This window comes from Cupriavidus sp. 291-E7 (assembly GCF_057798835.1).
The window spans coordinates 24,714-40,943 of record NZ_JBYOJV010000023.1; the positions used below are offsets into that span (position 1 = coordinate 24,714).

The window sequence follows — 16,230 nt, forward strand, 5'->3', positions numbered from 1 at the left end:
AGCGCAATCTTGATATATAAAATCAACATAAATGGATCTGAGCGAGTGACGAGTGGGAGCCTGGATATCGATGGAAGAGGCGTGTTCGCGCCTTGGGGTGCGGCCGCAGACCGTGTATGCCTATGTGAGCCGAGGGAAGATCGAGGTCACGTCCGACCCGGCCGATACGCGCCGCAGCCTGTATCGCGCCGAGGACGTGGCAACGCTGGCCAAGCGCAAGCAGGCCGGTCGCAAGCACGAGACGCTGGCCACCAACACATTGTTTGGCGCGGAGCCCAGCATCCCCACGGCCATTTCCACGTTCGTGCGCGAGCGGCTTTACTACCGGGGACAGGATGCGGTGACGCTCGCCGGATCGGCCACGCTTGAAGAGGCCGCGCATCTGCTCTGGGATGCCGCGCAGCCCGTGGATTTTTCATCCTCGGTGGATGTCGGCCAGCCGGGCCGCGTGGCGGCGTTCAAGATGCTGGCGGAACTGGCGGCGACGGGACATTCCACGCATGGCCGCATGACGCGCGTGCTGCATGGCGAAGGGCAGGGCCTGGTGGGACTGCTGGCCAACGCATTCGGCGCGCGGCCGGGAAAGCAACCGTTGCATATACGGCTGGCCGAGGGTTGGGGCCAGCCCGCGGTGGCGGAGTTGTTGCGTACCGCAATGGTCCTGCTGCTCGATCACGAGCTGACCAGTTCGGCGTTTGCGTCGCGCATTGCCGCGTCAACGGGAGCGTCGCTGCCGGCGTGCCTGCTGTCGGGGCTGACCACGTTGTCCGGGCCATTGCATGGCGATGCGTCGGGCCGCGTGAAGGCACTGTTCAGCGAGTTGGATCGACAGGGCGAAGACGAAGTGCTTGCCCATCATCTGTCTACTGGCCAGCCGCTGGCCGGGTTTGGTCATCACCTGTATCCCGATGGCGACCCGCGCGCGACGGCACTGCTCAACCTGTTCGATCCGTCGCCCGTGGTTGCGCGCTTTGTGGAAAAGGCGACGCGGCTGACTGGTTTGCAGCCCAATATCGACGTGGCACTGGCGGCCCTGGTTACGCACTATGGCTTGCCCGACGACGCGGCCTTCGGCATGTTCGCCACGGCGCGCAGCGTGGGTCTGCTTGCCCACAGCCTGGAGCAACTGACCGTTGGCCAGGTGATCCGGCCACGGGGCCGCTATGTGGGCAAGGTGCCCGAGCGAGTCTGATGCTTGCCGCGGATCACGCAAAGGAACTGTCGTGCGAGGGTCGCCGCTCGTCAGCGCGGCGTGACCACCCGCACGATTCCGCGCACGATTACCCGCCGAATTACTCGGACCACGTCGCGTCGCGTTCCCGCAGCAGGTGCCCGGCAAGAATGTAGTCGCCGAGCCTGGCGGCCTTGGCTTCGAGGGCTTCGAGTTCTCGCGCGGACAAGCTGGAAAGTTCGAACTGGCAAAAGAGATTGCGTTGCCGGAACGTGAGCTTGGGTCGCTTCAAGCCCGCAGCGAGCGCCGCGGGGGATTCGACGGCAATGCTTTCATGTCCGCGATACTCGACACGGATGCCTGCCTCCGCGCCCAGCCGCTTGAGTTCGGAGCTGTCTTGCCAGCCGGTCTCGTAGTCGAGCTGAATGAGTCCGACTTCTGCGGCTTCGAGAAGATGAATGGCTTCGCCTTTCGTTGTCGCGCGCGCCGTGGTCATGTTCTATCCCCGGTTGAAGTGTCCGTGCTGGCCCGTTGAATCAGGTGGGTCAACTTTTGCTTCGAGCTAGGCACTTTTTGCCACACGGCGTCCCGGTTGCCCATCCATCGTTTGGATGAGCGAACGGCTGTGCCGAGCCGATAGGCCCACATCGCGCGGATATCGACACGTTGCCGTCTGGATTTGCAATCGAAAAGCCGACACCTACCATAGACGCAGTGAGCAAAACGTGGAGAGCGGCCGTGGAACTCAATATGGTGCAGGTCTCTAAGCCCGAGGCCACCAATTTCATTCTCGGGCAATCCCATTTCATAAAAACCGTCGAGGACCTGCACGAGGCGCTCGTTGGCACCGTTCCCGGTATCCGCTTCGGCCTGGCGTTCTGCGAAGCTTCCGGCAAGCGGCTGGTACGTTGGTCGGGAACCGATCAATCGATGATCGACCTGGCTTGCCAGAATGCCGTGGCGATTGCCGCCGGCCATACCTTCGTGATTTTCCTCGGCGATGGCTTCTTCCCCGTGAACGTGCTGGGTGCCGTGCGTGCTGTGCCGGAGGTGTGCCGCATCTATTGCGCGACGGCCAACCCTACCCAGGTCATCGTCGCGCAGACGGATCAGGGCAGAGGCATCCTGGGCGTGGTCGATGGTGCACCTCCGCTCGGCGTGGAGAGCGAGGACGATGTCGCCGACCGCAAGGCGCTGCTGCGGCAGTTCGGCTACAAGCTCTGACGGTTCCGGTGATGCTCACGTGCTGCACGCGCATGTTGACGATCGGCCACCGGCCCGGCCGCACGCGCGGTCGAGTGCGTGACGCCGATAGCCTTCACCGCTGAGCGTTCGGCCTTCCGTCGCGCTGTTCGCCTCCTCGCATGCCGGCCACTCACGATCGCAATGGTTACGCGGGCAACCACCGAACCCTGCTGTATTTTGGCTGGCTGACGCTGTTCGTCCATCTGGCGACGCCGGCCGGTTATCTGGTCGACATCCAGACCTCGTACCTGCTCAAGAATCAGCTCAATGCGACGGCTACCGAGATCTCGATGTTCAGGCTGGTCACTGGCATACCGGTATACGTCGCATTCGTCTTTGGCCTCGCGCGGGATCATTGGAATCCGCTGGGCATGCGCGATCGCGGCTTCTTCCTGATCTTCGCCCCGGTCACCGCCGGCGCATTTTTCTGGATGGCGTACTCGGGTACCTCTTACACGGGGTTGATCGTCGGGATGCTGTTGGCAATGCTGTCCTCCCGATTTATCGCCGCGGCCTATCAAGGCTTGATCGCACTGGTGGGGCAGCAGAAGTCCATGTCCGGGCGGCTAAGCGCGCTGGGTAACGCGGTCAGCTCCGTCCCTGTCGTGGCAGGGGCGTTCGCCTCGGGATATGTCTCCGATCATCTTGCCGCGAAGCAGGCGCTCCTTCTGATGGCGATTGTCGCGTTATCGATTGCCGTGTTCGGGCTGTGGAAGCCGATCTCCGTCTTCGATCACGCCTATGACAACCCTCAGGCAAGCGGTGGGCACTTCGTCGAAAACGTCAAACGGCTCCTGAAACACCGGGCAGTCTACCCGGCACTTCTCATCTGTTTCTTGTGGAACTTCGCTCCGGGATCGGCAACGCCGCTGCAGTTCTATCTGACGAACGACCTGCACGCGTCCGATGCCATCTACTCCTACTACAACGGCGTATTCGCGGCCGCCTTTGTCCCGACGTTCCTGCTGTACGGCTTTCTGTGCAAGCGGGTATCGCTGAACAAGTTGCTATGGTGGGGAACGATCGTCGCCGTGCCGCAAATGATTCCGCTGGCGTTTATCGACTCGGCCAACCTTGCGCTGGCACTCGCGGTACCGATCGGATTGATGGGCGGTATCGCCACCGCAGCCTACTTCGATCTGGCGATGCGGTCATGTCCGCCGGGCCTGCAAGGAACGCTGATGATGCTGGTGGACGGGGTCCTCGCATTCTCGGCGCGGGCCGGCGATTTGCTGGGATCATGGATCTATCACAGCGGCGCCGCTCTCGGATTTACCTACTGTGTGGTCGCTACCACGGTGGTGTACGCGCTGATTCTGCCGCTGATCCTGCTGGTGCCGAAATCGTTGATCGCAACCAGGGATGGCGAAGCGAATCCCGACATGGAATCAAGTCACTAAAGACCGATTGGGACGCTGTTGGACTTCCGTTGGTCCGTCTCAGTGTTCCCAGACGACTGGCACCGTGGCTGAACAAGTGGTGATTTTCCCGAGCCAATTTCTGCTGGTGCTCAACTGGACGCGCATGTCGTCCACTGGCGCGAGCTTCCGGTTCCATCGGCTGGCCAGGCTAGTGGCAACATTGCTGGCGGCCGTTTTGCACTCGGTCACAGCGGTGCTGCGAAGCATCGTGAATTGCTGATACCGGTGGTGGACCAGCAAGGTGAACCCGTCCGGCGAGTACTCGGTCGCATACTCGGTCGACATATCGTACGTGGACAGTTGGCGCCCGGAATAGGACGGTGCCGTTGTCGTGCAGGCCGCGAATAGCGAGCAGGCCAGCACAGCAGGAATCGCCCGAAATCTCACTGCGAGATCGCCAATCTTGCCCATAGTGCCTCGTTCCCCAGGGTTGCGTGCTTGTTGTCGGGCAGGATGGTACCAAAGATGGCGGCGAGACTCGCCGCGGTGCGCACCGGGCTGGTTCCGCCCAACGCCAGGCCGCACCGATGTCAGCCAGCAGGCCGCATATCTTCACTACAATTTCAGGACGGTGGCCGCCGGCGGCTGGCCGGTGTCGAAAGCAAAAGTGCGGCACAACATACAAAGCCGGTACGCAGCCGAAGAGGGGCGGTGGCACGCCGCCCAGCGGGAGGGGCAGCGATGGACAACAAGAACGCAAAGCCCGTGGCCCTGGCGTTGCAGGGCGGCGGTATGCACGGTGCTTTTACGTGGGGCGTCCTCGATTACTTGCTGGAAGACGGCAGGCTTGCCATCGAGGGCGTCAGTGCCACAAGCGCGGGCGCGATGAACGCCGCGGTATTGGCAAATGGTCTGATGCAGGGCGGCGTGGATGGCGCGCGCCAGGCGCTGCACGATTTCTGGTTCGCCATCGCGCAGTCCGCGCAGCGCTATAGCCCATTTCGCTGGTTCCCGTGGGTGAAGGGATCGCATAGTTTTGGTCTGAACTATTCGCCGTTGTATGCGATGGCCGATATGGCCCTGCGCGTGCTGTCTCCCTACCAGTTCAATCCCTACAACATGAATCCCCTGCGCGACGTGCTTGAGCGGCAGGTGGATTTCGGGGTGTTGCGCAAGCAGTGTCCCATCCGGTTGTTTCTGTGCGCGACGAATGTCGAGACCGGCAGGATCCGGCTCTTTTCGGGCGCCGATTTGTGCGTCGAGGCCGTGCTTGCTTCAGCATGTCTGCCCACGCTCTTCCAGGCAGTGGCAATCGAAGGCCAGTACTACTGGGACGGTGGGTACGTCGGTAATCCCGCCATCTTTCCGCTGATTTATGAATGCAGTACGCGGGACGTGGTGATCGTGCACATCAATCCGATTATTCGCCGAGGTGTGCCGACCACTGCCGCGGATATCCTCAATCGGCTCAACGAGGTCAGCTTCAACTCGTCACTGATGCGCGAGATGCGCGCGATTGCGTTTGTCACCGCGCTGATTCAGCAGGGCAGGGTGGATGGCGACGACATGAAGGAAATGCTGATCCACTCGATTCGCTCCGACGAGACGATGGCCGCGCTCCATGTATCGAGCAAGTACAACGGCGACTGGTCGTTCCTGTGCCAATTGCGAGACCAGGGCCGGGAGCAGGCTGCCGCGTGGCTGGCGCAACACTACGAGAGCGTCGGCCAGAAATCGACTGTCGATATCAAAGCGGAGTTTCTCTGAGTGGTGATGCGGGGCCGGGCGGCGATGGCTGTGCAAGCCGCCACGCAAGGTTCGCGCGTGCCAGGGCTTCATAGCGTGCGTAAAACGGCTCGGTCAGGTAGATGCGTGGGCGGGCCATCAGCGCGCCCAGAAATCCCCGTTCGCGGCTGTCATAGGTGACATCGTCGAGATCGGGACGCTCCGCACGTAGATGCACAGCGTCTCGGCGGAACCATGCCAGCGGATAGCCCAGGACAGCCAGGTCGATGTCAACGGTGAACCGACCCGCGGCGTCCGACGGCGGCTGGGTATGCGACGTGTCCAGAATCAGTTCGCTGACGCGCTCCATGCCGGCGATATCGGCTTGCGCCCACTGTCGGAACCACGCGGCGCTGCGTTGTTCGTTGTCAGCCGCACCGGGGGTGAAAATGACGTCATGGCACCACAGCGCCAGTTCGACCACGTCGACATCGGCGATTGCGCAGCGCGCCCAGTTCAGGTCCCGCAAGCAGCGCCGCACATGCTGCAGCGTGTGATAGTGCCGCGCCAGCTCGGCATAGCGGCGGGAGAGGTCGGCATAGACCGCCTCGCCGCGCATGCCGCCACAGCGCGCCCACAGCGCGACAAACCGGTCGCGCATTGCAATCGATCTTGCATGGGTCATCGGGGAGCGCGAGGACTGGCGCAAGGACTGTGGCATCTTTCTATGCGATCAGTAGTTCGAGTTCGACCTTGGCCTCGTTCCAGTCGGACAAGTCAAAGCCTTCCGTAAAGGTGCGATGGATCGGCAACAGAATCTCCCGTGCACTATCGGGCTTGCCCTGGTGCCGCCACAGGCGGGCGAGGGCGAGCGTAGCCTGCAATTCCAATGACCGGGCACCCTGGTGACGCGCGACCTCGGTCGCCTTCTGAAAACACGCCAGCGCTTCGTCTTCCCGTTGCGGGGAGATTTGAAGTATCAGTTCTCCCTTCAGGCGATGCAGTGCGGCTTCGTCGATGATCTCCCCGGTGTCGTGCGCAAAATCGAGTCCTTCGGCAAGGTAATCCACGCCTGCCTCGGGCTTGCCGGCCTTGCCGCAGGCTTCGGCGAGCATGGCGAGGAGATTGGGGCGACCCAGCGACGCGCCGGTTGCAGCATAGGCAGTCAAGCCTTGATGGATGCGCGCAATACCTTCCGCAGGATTTCCCTGCTCTGCCATTTCCCATCCCTGCAGCACGGTGCCCCATGCCAGATAGATCGGGAATCCCTGTTCGCACGCAACGGCGATGGCGGCCTTGGCGTACTCACCGGTTTCTCGCACCTCGCGCCGGCGGCGGTGGACTTCGGCGGCAAACACCAGGCAAAGCGCAAGGTTGACGGTGTCTGGACGCTCGCGTGCCATCGCCAGCGCTTCATGGCAGCGCGCTCGTGCCTGATCCGGCCAGCCCTGGTACCAAAGAATCCAGCCGAGCGTACTCATGGCATGAACAGCGGGATCTCGTCCATACCCCATCATGTAATCGTATTGGGGCGGTTCCGGGCGTCGCAGCGCCAGCACCTGTTCGAAGTGGGTGCGCGCCTGTTCGAGCTCGCCGAGACGGAACATCGTCGCGCCGACGACGCGGTGACCTTCGGCGAGCTGGTTCGGCTTTTGCGAGCGTAGCGCCATACCAACGAGCCGCTTGCTCAGCGGCGATGACACGTTGTACTGGCCCCGCAGTTGATAGAAGGCCCATAGCCCCAGTTGCGCCGAGAAGAAATAGGAAGTGTCTTCGCGGTGCTCGCATAGCGCCAGCGCACGCCGGTAGGTGCTTTCGACCTCTGGGGATGCCTGGCCGCGAGTCGCCATCAGGGTTGGTCCCAACGTGAGCAGCAGCGTAAGTTCCTGGCGTGCGCGTTCCGGCGTATCGGGCAAGTGTCCGAGCAAGTCGAGTGCCGTTCCGAGATGCCGGATGGCCTCCGCTTGGGCGGAGCGCTGTAGCGCCTGCTGGGCCGCGCCGTGCAGATATTCGATCGCTTTCGGAATATTTCCACTCAGGCTGTAGTGGTGAGCGAGTTCGCCGCAGTGGTCGTTTAGCTGATCCGGAAACAGCGTCTCGATGGCTCGGGCCGTGTTCTCGTGCAGTTCGCTGCGCCGGGCGATCAGGAGCGAGTTGGCGGCAACTTCCTGCGTGAGCGCGTGCTTGAATGCGTACTCAATCTCCGGGAAGGCGGGGCGCTCGTAGATGAAGTCCGCCGCCCGCAGGTCGGCGAGCAGCGGATGCAACTGGCTTTCATCGGAAGCGGTGACGAGGCGGACAAGACGCAAGGGGAATTCCTTACCAATGACGGCCAGCGTCTGCAATAGCTCTTTCTGCGGCAGAGCGAGCCGGTCGATGCGGGCGGCCAGCACGCCCTGGACCGTCGTGGGAATGTGCAGCAGGGCCGGGGCTGTTGCAATGCGATAGCAACCGGGATGGCCAAGCAACGCGCCCTCCTCGACCAGGGTTTGAACCACTTCCTCCATGAAGAACGGATTGCCTTCCGTCTTGGCCAGGACCAGTTCCTTGAGCGGCGCAAGGCTGCGGTCGTCGCCAAGCAACGCTGTCAGCAGCCCCCGGGCTTCGGCGGGACCCAGTGGCTCTAAATGGAGTTGGGTGTAGCAGGATCTGCGGCCCCACTCGTGCGCGTACTCGGGGCGGTAGTTGACCAGCAGCAGTATCTGCGCGTCGGGCACGTGGTCGATGAGGAGGTTCAGGAATGCCTCTGTTTCGCCATCGAGCCACTGGAGGTCCTCGAAGACGATCAGCAGCGGTTGGTCGACGCTCTCGCGGACAAGTAGCTGCGCAATGGCTTCGAAGGTCCGCTGGCGTCGGATGACTGGGTCCATCGTGGGTAGCGCGGACTCCGGCTCGCTCGCGCCGAGCAGAAAGAGGAGGTAGGGCAGGTGCGCTTCCAGCGAACGATCCAGCGTGAGCAGTCTGCCGGTCACTTTTTCCCGACATGCCCGCTGCGCGTCCTGCGCGCCGATCTGAAAGTAATTTTTCAGCAGTTCGATCAGTGGCAGATAGGCGAATGCCTTGCCGTGGGAGACCGAGAACGTTTCCAGCACCTGGCAGCCTTGTTGCGCTCGCCCCTTGAACTCGTGGAACAGACGCGACTTTCCTACCCCGGCCTCGCCACGTACGCCGACGATCTGCCCTTTTCCCGACCTGGCCAGCGCCAGGGCATTGTGCAGTTGCTGCAGTTCCTCCTCGCGGCCGACGAACCGTGCCAGGCCACGGTGCGCGGCAACCTGCAGGCGGGTCCGCAACGCACCAAGCCCCTGCACCTCGTAGACGTCGAGGGGATCTCGCATGCCCTTGACATCGGTGGTGCCCAGCGCCTTGAACTCGAAATAGCCTTCGGCCAGTTTGTGGGTGGACGTACTGACCAGAATCGAAGCCGGCGTGGCAATGCCTTCCATCCGGGATGCAATGTGAATCGTATGCCCCACGGGATCGTAGTCGGTATGCAGATTGTCTTTGCGAATGGACCGGACGACCACCTCGCCGGTGTGGATGCCGACGCGAATCTGCAGCGGAACGCCGCGATCCAGCCGCACCCGATCGCTGAGGTGCCGCATGGCTTCCTGCATCCGCAGCGCAGCGTAGACGGCGCGCAGTGCGTGGTCCTCGTGGGCAATGGGTGCGCCGAACAACGCCAGGACGCCGTCGCCAAGGAACTTGGCCACGTAGCCCTCGTAGTGGTGCACCGCCTCCATCATCAGCGTGACGACGGGATCGATGAGGCGACGTGCTTCTTCCGGGTCCAGATCCTGGATCATCGCCGTGGACCCAGCCATATCGGCAAAGAGTGCGGTGATGGTCTTACGCTCGCCGCCAGTTCCCCCCTTGGCTTCCATCGCGGCCTGCTCGGCGCGTATGCGCTGCGCGAGATGCGGTGGCGTGTAGTGAACAGGGGCCAGGTCCGCCGGGCGGGCGCCGCTGGAATTTTCCGGGATGGCAGATGAGGCAGATGAAGGTGCGGTGACGGACGCCGATTCGGCATCTGTTAGCGGGGTGCCGCAAGCCCGGCAGAATTTCGCGGTGGCGCTCGCGTCCTCGCCGCAGCGCGGGCAACGACGTCCAAGCCGTGCCCCGCATGCTTCGCAAAATCTGGCACCCGCAAGGTTTTCGAAGTCGCATTCGGCGCAATGCATATCGCCTCCTACCTGCGCTGTCCGCTTCGGATCATTAGACGCGGGATCGGGGCGGGGAGCAAGGCGCGTGTACAACGGCGCACGGTTCCGGGACAGCCGGACAAGGCAAACGTAGCGATCGCCGATGTCTGCTTACGTTCATCGGTTTCCGGTTGAGCTACGCGAATCGCGGTGCCAGAATTCCAGTGCAGGGTTGCGAACGTCGGGGCGAGTGCCCGATCCGCCCTGTGCAATGGCTCGGCATAGGTCTCGACGCATATGAACCAAGAATCGCAGCGCGACATGTCGCATGGGGCAGTGATGTTCGCGGACGTCAGCGGCAGCACACGGCTTTACGAATTGGCCGGCGACGCGGCTGCGCTGGCGGCGATTGGCCAGTGCATCCGGGTCATGGCGTCCTGTGCGGGCGCTTGGCAAGGACGCGTCATCAAGACCATCGGTGACGAGGTCCTGGCGATATTTCCCTCGGCGGAAAATGCGATGCTCGCGGCTGTCGACATGCAGCTTTGCGTGGCGGAGATGGCGCCGGTGTCTGGCATGTCCTTGTCGCTCCACATCGGGTTTCACCACGGCCCCATCCTGCTGGAGGCATCCGGCGATGTGTTTGGTGACGCGGTCAACCTGGCCGCTCGACTCAGGAGCCTGGCTTCCCGGGGCCAGATACTTACCAGCCGGGAGGCGGTGGAACAGCTCCCTGTCAGTCTGCAACAGCGAACCCGCAGCCTCTATCTGATGAAGGTCCGTGGCAGGGATCAGCCCGTGGAGTTGTTCGAGGGGATATGGCAGGAGGGCACCGATCTCACGCTGGTGGACGAGTCGAGTCCGAGATCGGTGGAGTGCGGATTTCTCACGCTGCGATATCGGGACATGCTGGTGGAAATGACCGCCGGATCGGCCCCTGTCACGATTGGCCGGGACGGCAGCATGACCGTTATCGTGCTGGACCGGCGCGCGTCTCGCTTCCAGGCGGTAGTCGAACCGCGCGCAGGGCGGTATGTGCTGGTCGACAGAAGCTCGAATGGCACCCACGTCAGATTCGACGGTGAAGAGGCATTCATTTTGCGCCGCGATGAAGTCGCGCTCAGCCGTCATGGCTGGCTGACATTTGGTGAAGCGGTCGGCGCTGGTGACGAGCGAGTCGAGTTCTTCTTGCAGACCGACAGGAACTAGGCGAGTCAGCCGGGGCCGGTCCCCGGTGCGTCAGTTATAGCCAAGCACGGCAATCAAGAAGATATCGGGCCGATCGTTGGAGTTGTCGAGCAACACCTGCGTCGGCGTCCTGCCGGATGACGAGGATCGGCTTGCCTGAAATTGGCTCGTCGTCGGCTGCTTGCTGGCAGCGGGTTGCAGGCCGAAAGGACGTGCAAATGTGGTGGCGGAAGACGGGGTAATCATGTCGGATGAGCCGAAGCAGGGGATGGTTCAGGAAATCTGTGTGGACGCTTGCTTGACCGCGCCGATGCTGTGAGCGTCGCGCACGCTCTGCGAATGGCGGGCCCGGCTGCGCTTGGTGATCGTGAAGACGGCCAGAATCACCGGTGCAATCAGAAGCCCCTCGGCCAGCTCGGGGTCGATGGGCAATTTCATGACGTGCAGGGCTTTGAAGGCAGCCGCGGCAAGCGACAGGACGTAATACGAGATCGCTGCAACGGAAAGACCCTCGACAGCGTGCTGCAGGTTCAGCTGGTTGCGCGATGTTTGATCGAGTCCGGCGAGCAGCCGCGTGACGTCGCGCTCCTGGGTGAGGTTGACCCGGGTGCGCAGCAAGTCGACCGCGCGAGCGATGCGTGCCGCCAGCTGCTCATGCCGCATCCAGACGCTTTTGCACGTCTCCATCGCGGGGCCAAAGCGGCGCTCCATGAATTCGGAGATCATGGGCATACCCTCGATCCGTTGTTCACGCAGTTCCTGAATTCGCGCGAGCACAAGCCGCTCATAAGCCCAGGAGGCGCTGAAGCGCACGCCATGCTCGGCAAGCGATTCCACGCGCGCGGCCAGCTCCGTCAAGCTGACCAGTAACTCGGCGTCGTTCACGCCGGCGCGTTGCGCATCCATCTTGCGCATCAGCGCTTGAAGCGAGGCATGAATATCGTCCAGGTCGACACTCATGTTTCGCGCGACGGGCAGGGCGAGCAACGCCATCATTCGATAGGTTTCAATCTCGTAGAGCCTCTGGAGCAACCGGCCGCCTTGCTCTTCCCGAAAATCGTCGTCGATGGCGACGATGCGCATGTGACCGTCCGCGCCGATCGTCCAATCGCTGAAGACTTTCCCGCCATCGAGCACCTGGCTGCCGACGATCATTGGCCCGGCCAGCCAGTCACGAAGGTGGCTGCAGACCGCCTCGCCAGCACCGGCGGAAAGCAATTCCATTTGCAATGCGTGAAATCGAAGTCCGCAGAGCGTTTCCAGCCATTGAGGCGGAACACCCTTGATGGCGAGATCGTCGAAATAGGCGTGGTCGTTGCGTGGCGCGACGAATGTGAACGTCGAGAATTCGGTGTGCCGTTCCCATTTCAGGTGCCACCCGAAGGCAGACTGCTCGGCATAGTGTCGGGCGCCATCGGGAGGCGCCGCCATCCCCGTCTCGGCGCACAGCGAGCGCAGGAGCTGGTCATGCACGTCCGGCCTGTTTTCCGTGTAGATGGCGTAATGCGTGATGGAAGCACTGCCTTTGAGCCGGAGAAACGGACGGGCGTGCAGTTCGGCGGCCAGCGCTGCGCGCAGCGGATGATCGAGCAATGACGTGGGGGTGCCAGAGATTTCCATGCCTGTGTCCGCTTAACGTTGGCGGGTGTTCAAAAGGAAGAGCCCGTCTCTCATCGGTTCATGGTCGTCAATATCGCATGGGCATTCCGACAATGAAATCGCATAATATTGATCGTTACTTTCAGTTTTCCTGATACCTATGAAGTCGTTGGATCATGATGTGCTGGCGACCGTGGTCGCCATTGCCGAAACGGGCAACATGAGCCGGGCCGCCGAAGCGGTCAGCCGGTCTCAGTCCGCCGTCAGCATGCAGATCAAGGCCCTGGAAGAGTCGCTGGGCCGGCAGCTCTTCGTCAGGCGGGCGCGCAACGTCGCATTGACGCACGAGGGGCAAGTACTGCTGGGATTTGCGCGGCGGATGCTGGCGCTCCGCGATGAAGCCTGGGCCGCCGTTGTGCGGCCAGAGGTGACAGGCAAGGTCGTCATTGGGGTTCCCGACGACTACGCGTCTTCGCTTCTACCTTCCGTGCTGAAGAAGTTCTCCGCTTCGTATCCGAAGGTGGAAATTCAGGTGATGGGGCTACCCAGTAGCGCGTTGGGGCCGCTGGTCAAGGACGGTACGGTGGACCTGGCCTGCGGAACGCGGGTGAAAGGGTTGTCTGGCGATTTTCTGCGACATGAGCCGATGGCCTGGGCGGCCAAGGCAAACGGTCCTCGCATCTGGGAGGACAGGCCGTTGCCCATTGCCGTGTTTATGCCGGGAAGTGTTGCGAGGGAAAACACTATTCGCAGTCTCGACCGCGCAAAAATCCCGCACCGCACGTCGTATGAAAGCCCGAGCCTGCTGGGTTTGCTCAGCATGGTGGATGCCGGCCTGGCCGTTGCGGCGCTGGCCAAGTGTGCCATCCCGCCCCATCTCACAACGCTCGGACGGTCTCACGGACTGCCCGACTTGCCTCCGCTGGAGTTGATTCTGGCGCGCAGTTCCAAGTCCAGGCGTCCACCCTGTGATTTCCTCGCGGAACAGATTTTCGAGGATCTTCAGTCCGGTTCGTGACGGTGGGGCTGCCGATCGCCCGGGTGTGCATGCGCGCAGGGGGAGGGTGGTTCGCGGCGGAATTCCGCAGGGTCGTGGCGCCGTTTGGTCGAAATCTGACGCGCGGCGAGCCAATCCGGGGCCTCACGGGGTGCCGTGTGGGCCAAGGACCTCAAAATAAACCCAATTGGCGGCGGCGGCTTAACTGTGATACAAGATAGCTGCACGTCTGGCGAATGCCGACGGCATCAATCTACATCTAGCTTTTGTTGGGATATTTAGAAAATGGCAACCGGTACTGTGAAGTGGTTTAACGATGCGAAGGGTTTTGGTTTCATCTCGCCGGACGACGGCGGTGACGATCTGTTCGCACACTTCTCCGAAGTTCAAGGCAACGGCTTCAAGTCGCTTCAAGAAGGCCAAAAGGTCAGCTTTGAAGTGAAGCAAGGCCCTAAGGGCAAGCAGGCAGGCAGCATCAAGCCGCTGTAATTTCCCCGCCGTAGTGCATCGGGTCCAAGCAGCGATCATGCCGATGCGTGATCGCTGCGGATCTGTTGCAGTCCACTGAAAGGCGCGCTCGCGCCGAAGTTCAACGTTCGAGAAACGCCCGTAGCTTGTCTGCCCGACTTGGGTGCAGCAGCTTGCGCATCGCCTTGCTCTCGATCTGACGGATCCGCTCCCGGGTCACGTCGAACTGTTTCCCGACCTCTTCCAGCGTGTGATCCGTGGCCATATCGAGCCCGAATCGCATCCTCAAGACCTTGGCCTCGCGTGGCGACAGCGCGTCAAGTGCTTCATCGATCGCTGCGCGCAGATTCACGCGAATTGCGGCCTCGGCGGGCGAACTCGCGGAGGCATCCTCGATCATGTCGCCCAGTGTGGCGTCGTCGTCGCCTACCGGGGTCTCAAGCGAAATCGGCTGCTTGGCGATCTTGAGGATATCGCGCACCTTTTGCTCGGACATCGACATGCGCTCCGCCAGGACGGCAGGATCGGCTTCCTGGCCCGTCTGTTGCAGAATCTCGCGCGAAATCCGGTTCAGCTTGTTGATCGTCTCGATCATGTGAACCGGCACACGAATCGTCCGCGCCTGATCGGCCAGCGCACGGGTGACTGCCTGCCGGACCCACCACGTGGCATACGTTGAGAACTTCCAGCCACGCCGGTATTCGAATTTGTCGACTGCCTTCATCAGACCGATATTGCCTTCCTGGATCAGATCCAGAAACTGCATGCCGCGGTTGACGTACTTCTTGGCAATCGAGATCACGAGACGCAGATTGGCTTCCGTCATCTCGCGCTTGGCCTGCCGCATGGTCTTCTCGGCGGCGTTCATCTGGCGATTGATCTGCTTGAGCTGCTGCAGCGGCAACGAAACCTTCGTCTCGATGGCGATCAGTTTCTGCTGGCCAGCCTGGATGGCCGGGAGATGGCGTTCCAGCGCCGCGCCAAAGTCCTGCGACGTCTTCACCATCCGGGCAGTCCATTCCAGGTCGGTCTCATGGCCGGGGAAGGACTCGATAAATGTCTCGCGCGGCATACCGCAGCGTTCGACGGCGATATCCAGGAGGCTGCGCTCGATCGCACGAACCTCGGCGACCTGGTCATGCACGCTGGCGCACAGGCGGTCGATCGTCTTGGCCGTGAAGCGAATGGGCACGAGTTCGCGCTGGATCTGCGTGCGCACGTTCGAAATGGTTGCCTGGCGCGCCTTGCCCGTTACGGGTGCATCGGGCAACTGTTCGAATAGCTCACGCACGCGCGCGAAAATCGCCAGCGCATCGGCAGTCAGTTGTTCGAGTCGGGCCGCGTCGGCTTTCTCCGTATCCACGACCTCAGCTTCGTCGTCGTCGCCCTCTTCGGACTCATCGTCCGAGGCGTCGGCTTCGACTTCGGCTTCATCGGCAGCCAGCTGCGGTTCAGCTGCTTCACCTTCGGCGGTGTCGTCGCTGATGCCGTCGACCAGCTCGTCGATGCTCATTTCGCCGGCAACGATGCGATCCACATCGGCAAGAATCGTCGCGACAACCGATGGGCACGTGGCGATAGCCTGAATCATGTCCTGCAGGCCGCTTTCGATACGCTTTGCGATCTCGATTTCGCCTGCCCGGGTCAGAAGTCCGCTTGCGCCCATCTCGCGCATGTACAGCCGGACCGGATCGGTCGTGCGGCCGAATTCCGAGTCGACCGTCGACAGCGCCGCCTCGGCTTCTTCGTCTGCCTGCTCATCGGATGCGGCGGCGGACGAGGAGTCGCTTAGCAGGAGCGTTTCCGCGTCCGGCGCCTGCTCGTACACGGACACACCCATGTCGCTGAACGTGCTGACGATGGTGTCCATCGCAGCAGTTTGCGTCACATTGTCGGGAAGATGATCGTTGATGTCGGCGTGAGTGAGATACCCACGCTCACGGCCGAGCGCGATCAGCGCACGCATCTGGCGTTGGCGCTCCTCGTCCAGGCGCGCCTTGGATGCGATGTCCAGCGGTGTTTCAGCCGCAACGGATTTTCCTGCCGACTTGGGGCGGCCAGCCTTTGCCGTGGCCGGGTTCTTGCGGGGTGCTGAAGCGTCGCGAAGCGGATTTGCCAATACTTTCTCCTGGACGGATGGCCGACGATTTGTCGCGGACATGACAGTGGGTCGAGCCTGCGGGTGCGAGCGAAATCGTGGAGGGGCGCACGTACAGTCAAGGCAAAACGCCTCCCGCAAAATCCGGTGTGCGCAAAATGGGGAATCGCGGATGATACGGGATGTCCTTGTGCGCCGCAATATGCGTTGAGGGTATGGCGTGTCCTTGCTGCCAA

General features: G+C 62.1%; 14 protein-coding genes. 7 read left to right on the top strand and 7 right to left on the bottom strand.

Features of this window, described 5'->3' with window-relative positions; genetic code table 11:
* Window positions 1–70: 70 nt before the first annotated feature.
* Window positions 71–1,192, top strand: a complete 1,122-nt coding sequence (locus AC3FLX_RS28585) for a citrate synthase (RefSeq protein ID WP_488700759.1) — start codon at window positions 71–73, stop codon at window positions 1,190–1,192.
* 100 nt (window positions 1,193–1,292) lie between these two features.
* Here the strand turns inward: AC3FLX_RS28585 and AC3FLX_RS28590 are convergent, their stop codons facing one another.
* A complete protein-coding gene (locus AC3FLX_RS28590) occupies window positions 1,293–1,667 on the bottom strand; it encodes a PHA-granule associated protein 4 (RefSeq protein WP_488700702.1) in 375 nt (124 codons plus the stop codon).
* A 254-nt stretch (window positions 1,668–1,921) separates the two neighbouring features.
* On the opposite strand from AC3FLX_RS28590, the gene AC3FLX_RS28595 reads away from it, so the two are divergent.
* Together AC3FLX_RS28595 and AC3FLX_RS28600 are read left to right on the top strand one after the other, a co-directional pair.
* Window positions 1,922–2,395 (top strand): adenosine-specific kinase, encoded by a 474-nt coding sequence (locus tag AC3FLX_RS28595; protein ID WP_488700761.1) that lies wholly within the window; start codon window positions 1,922–1,924, stop codon window positions 2,393–2,395.
* Between the two features lie 140 nt (window positions 2,396–2,535).
* The gene (locus AC3FLX_RS28600; protein ID WP_488700703.1) at window positions 2,536–3,816 is read left to right on the top strand and encodes an MFS transporter; all 1,281 of its coding nucleotides are present in this window, start codon (window positions 2,536–2,538) and stop codon (window positions 3,814–3,816) included.
* Between the two features lie 39 nt (window positions 3,817–3,855).
* Here the strand turns inward: AC3FLX_RS28600 and AC3FLX_RS28605 are convergent, their stop codons facing one another.
* Window positions 3,856–4,248, bottom strand: coding sequence for a hypothetical protein (locus AC3FLX_RS28605; RefSeq protein ID WP_488700704.1), 393 nt, complete (start codon window positions 4,246–4,248; stop codon window positions 3,856–3,858).
* 270 nt (window positions 4,249–4,518) lie between these two features.
* Here AC3FLX_RS28605 and AC3FLX_RS28610 point away from each other — a divergent pair, with 270 nt between their 5' ends.
* Window positions 4,519–5,544, top strand: coding sequence for a patatin-like phospholipase family protein (locus tag AC3FLX_RS28610; RefSeq protein WP_488700762.1), 1,026 nt, complete (start codon window positions 4,519–4,521; stop codon window positions 5,542–5,544).
* On the opposite strand, the gene AC3FLX_RS28615 is transcribed toward AC3FLX_RS28610, so the two are convergent.
* A complete protein-coding gene (locus AC3FLX_RS28615) occupies window positions 5,525–6,187 on the bottom strand; it encodes an HD domain-containing protein (protein ID WP_488700763.1) in 663 nt (220 codons plus the stop codon). The two genes, AC3FLX_RS28610 and AC3FLX_RS28615, sit on opposite strands and share 20 nt — an antisense overlap.
* Window positions 6,188–6,227: 40 nt before the next feature.
* Window positions 6,228–9,683 (bottom strand): adenylate/guanylate cyclase domain-containing protein, encoded by a 3,456-nt coding sequence (locus tag AC3FLX_RS28620; RefSeq protein WP_488700705.1) that lies wholly within the window; start codon window positions 9,681–9,683, stop codon window positions 6,228–6,230.
* 258 nt (window positions 9,684–9,941) lie between these two features.
* Between AC3FLX_RS28620 and AC3FLX_RS28625 the strand changes: the two genes are divergently transcribed.
* Window positions 9,942–10,853, top strand: a complete 912-nt coding sequence (locus AC3FLX_RS28625; RefSeq protein ID WP_488700706.1) for an adenylate/guanylate cyclase domain-containing protein — start codon at window positions 9,942–9,944, stop codon at window positions 10,851–10,853.
* A 30-nt stretch (window positions 10,854–10,883) separates the two neighbouring features.
* Here the strand turns inward: AC3FLX_RS28625 and AC3FLX_RS28630 are convergent, their stop codons facing one another.
* The gene (locus tag AC3FLX_RS28630; protein ID WP_488700707.1) at window positions 10,884–11,078 is read right to left on the bottom strand and encodes a hypothetical protein; all 195 of its coding nucleotides are present in this window, start codon (window positions 11,076–11,078) and stop codon (window positions 10,884–10,886) included.
* Window positions 11,079–11,105: 27 nt separating this feature from the next.
* On the bottom strand, window positions 11,106–12,425 hold the full coding sequence (locus tag AC3FLX_RS28635) for a DUF3422 family protein (protein ID WP_488700764.1): 1,320 nt from the start codon (window positions 12,423–12,425) through the stop codon (window positions 11,106–11,108).
* Window positions 12,426–12,591: 166 nt separating this feature from the next.
* On the opposite strand from AC3FLX_RS28635, the gene AC3FLX_RS28640 reads away from it, so the two are divergent.
* Together AC3FLX_RS28640 and AC3FLX_RS28645 are read left to right on the top strand one after the other, a co-directional pair.
* Window positions 12,592–13,449 carry a LysR substrate-binding domain-containing protein gene (locus AC3FLX_RS28640; RefSeq protein WP_488700708.1) on the top strand — a complete coding sequence of 286 codons (858 nt, stop codon included), beginning with the start codon at window positions 12,592–12,594 and terminating at the stop codon, window positions 13,447–13,449.
* Window positions 13,450–13,713: 264 nt separating this feature from the next.
* Window positions 13,714–13,917: a cold-shock protein gene (locus tag AC3FLX_RS28645; protein WP_488700709.1), complete on the top strand. Its 204-nt coding sequence runs from the start codon at window positions 13,714–13,716 to the stop codon at window positions 13,915–13,917.
* A gap of 100 nt (window positions 13,918–14,017) precedes the next feature.
* Here AC3FLX_RS28645 and rpoD read toward each other — a convergent pair whose 3' ends face one another.
* Window positions 14,018–16,015 carry an RNA polymerase sigma factor RpoD gene (gene rpoD / locus AC3FLX_RS28650; RefSeq protein ID WP_488700710.1) on the bottom strand — a complete coding sequence of 666 codons (1,998 nt, stop codon included), beginning with the start codon at window positions 16,013–16,015 and terminating at the stop codon, window positions 14,018–14,020.
* Window positions 16,016–16,230 lie beyond the last annotated feature (215 nt).

Excerpts from the sequence above, each read along its gene's own strand:
- AC3FLX_RS28585 (WP_488700759.1), top strand. The coding sequence starts at position 71 with ATGGAAGAGGCGTGTTCGCGCCTTGGGGTGCGGCCGCAGACCGTGTAT.
- AC3FLX_RS28590 (WP_488700702.1), bottom strand. The coding sequence starts at position 1,667 with ATGACCACGGCGCGCGCGACAACGAAAGGCGAAGCCATTCATCTTCTC.
- AC3FLX_RS28595 (WP_488700761.1), top strand. The coding sequence starts at position 1,922 with ATGGTGCAGGTCTCTAAGCCCGAGGCCACCAATTTCATTCTCGGGCAA.
- AC3FLX_RS28600 (WP_488700703.1), top strand. The coding sequence starts at position 2,536 with ATGCCGGCCACTCACGATCGCAATGGTTACGCGGGCAACCACCGAACC.
- AC3FLX_RS28605 (WP_488700704.1), bottom strand. The coding sequence starts at position 4,248 with ATGGGCAAGATTGGCGATCTCGCAGTGAGATTTCGGGCGATTCCTGCT.
- AC3FLX_RS28610 (WP_488700762.1), top strand. The coding sequence starts at position 4,519 with ATGGACAACAAGAACGCAAAGCCCGTGGCCCTGGCGTTGCAGGGCGGC.
- AC3FLX_RS28615 (WP_488700763.1), bottom strand. The coding sequence starts at position 6,187 with ATGACCCATGCAAGATCGATTGCAATGCGCGACCGGTTTGTCGCGCTG.
- AC3FLX_RS28620 (WP_488700705.1), bottom strand. The coding sequence starts at position 9,683 with ATGCATTGCGCCGAATGCGACTTCGAAAACCTTGCGGGTGCCAGATTT.
- AC3FLX_RS28625 (WP_488700706.1), top strand. The coding sequence starts at position 9,942 with ATGAACCAAGAATCGCAGCGCGACATGTCGCATGGGGCAGTGATGTTC.
- AC3FLX_RS28630 (WP_488700707.1), bottom strand. The coding sequence starts at position 11,078 with ATGATTACCCCGTCTTCCGCCACCACATTTGCACGTCCTTTCGGCCTG.
- AC3FLX_RS28640 (WP_488700708.1), top strand. The coding sequence starts at position 12,592 with ATGAAGTCGTTGGATCATGATGTGCTGGCGACCGTGGTCGCCATTGCC.
- AC3FLX_RS28645 (WP_488700709.1), top strand. The coding sequence starts at position 13,714 with ATGGCAACCGGTACTGTGAAGTGGTTTAACGATGCGAAGGGTTTTGGT.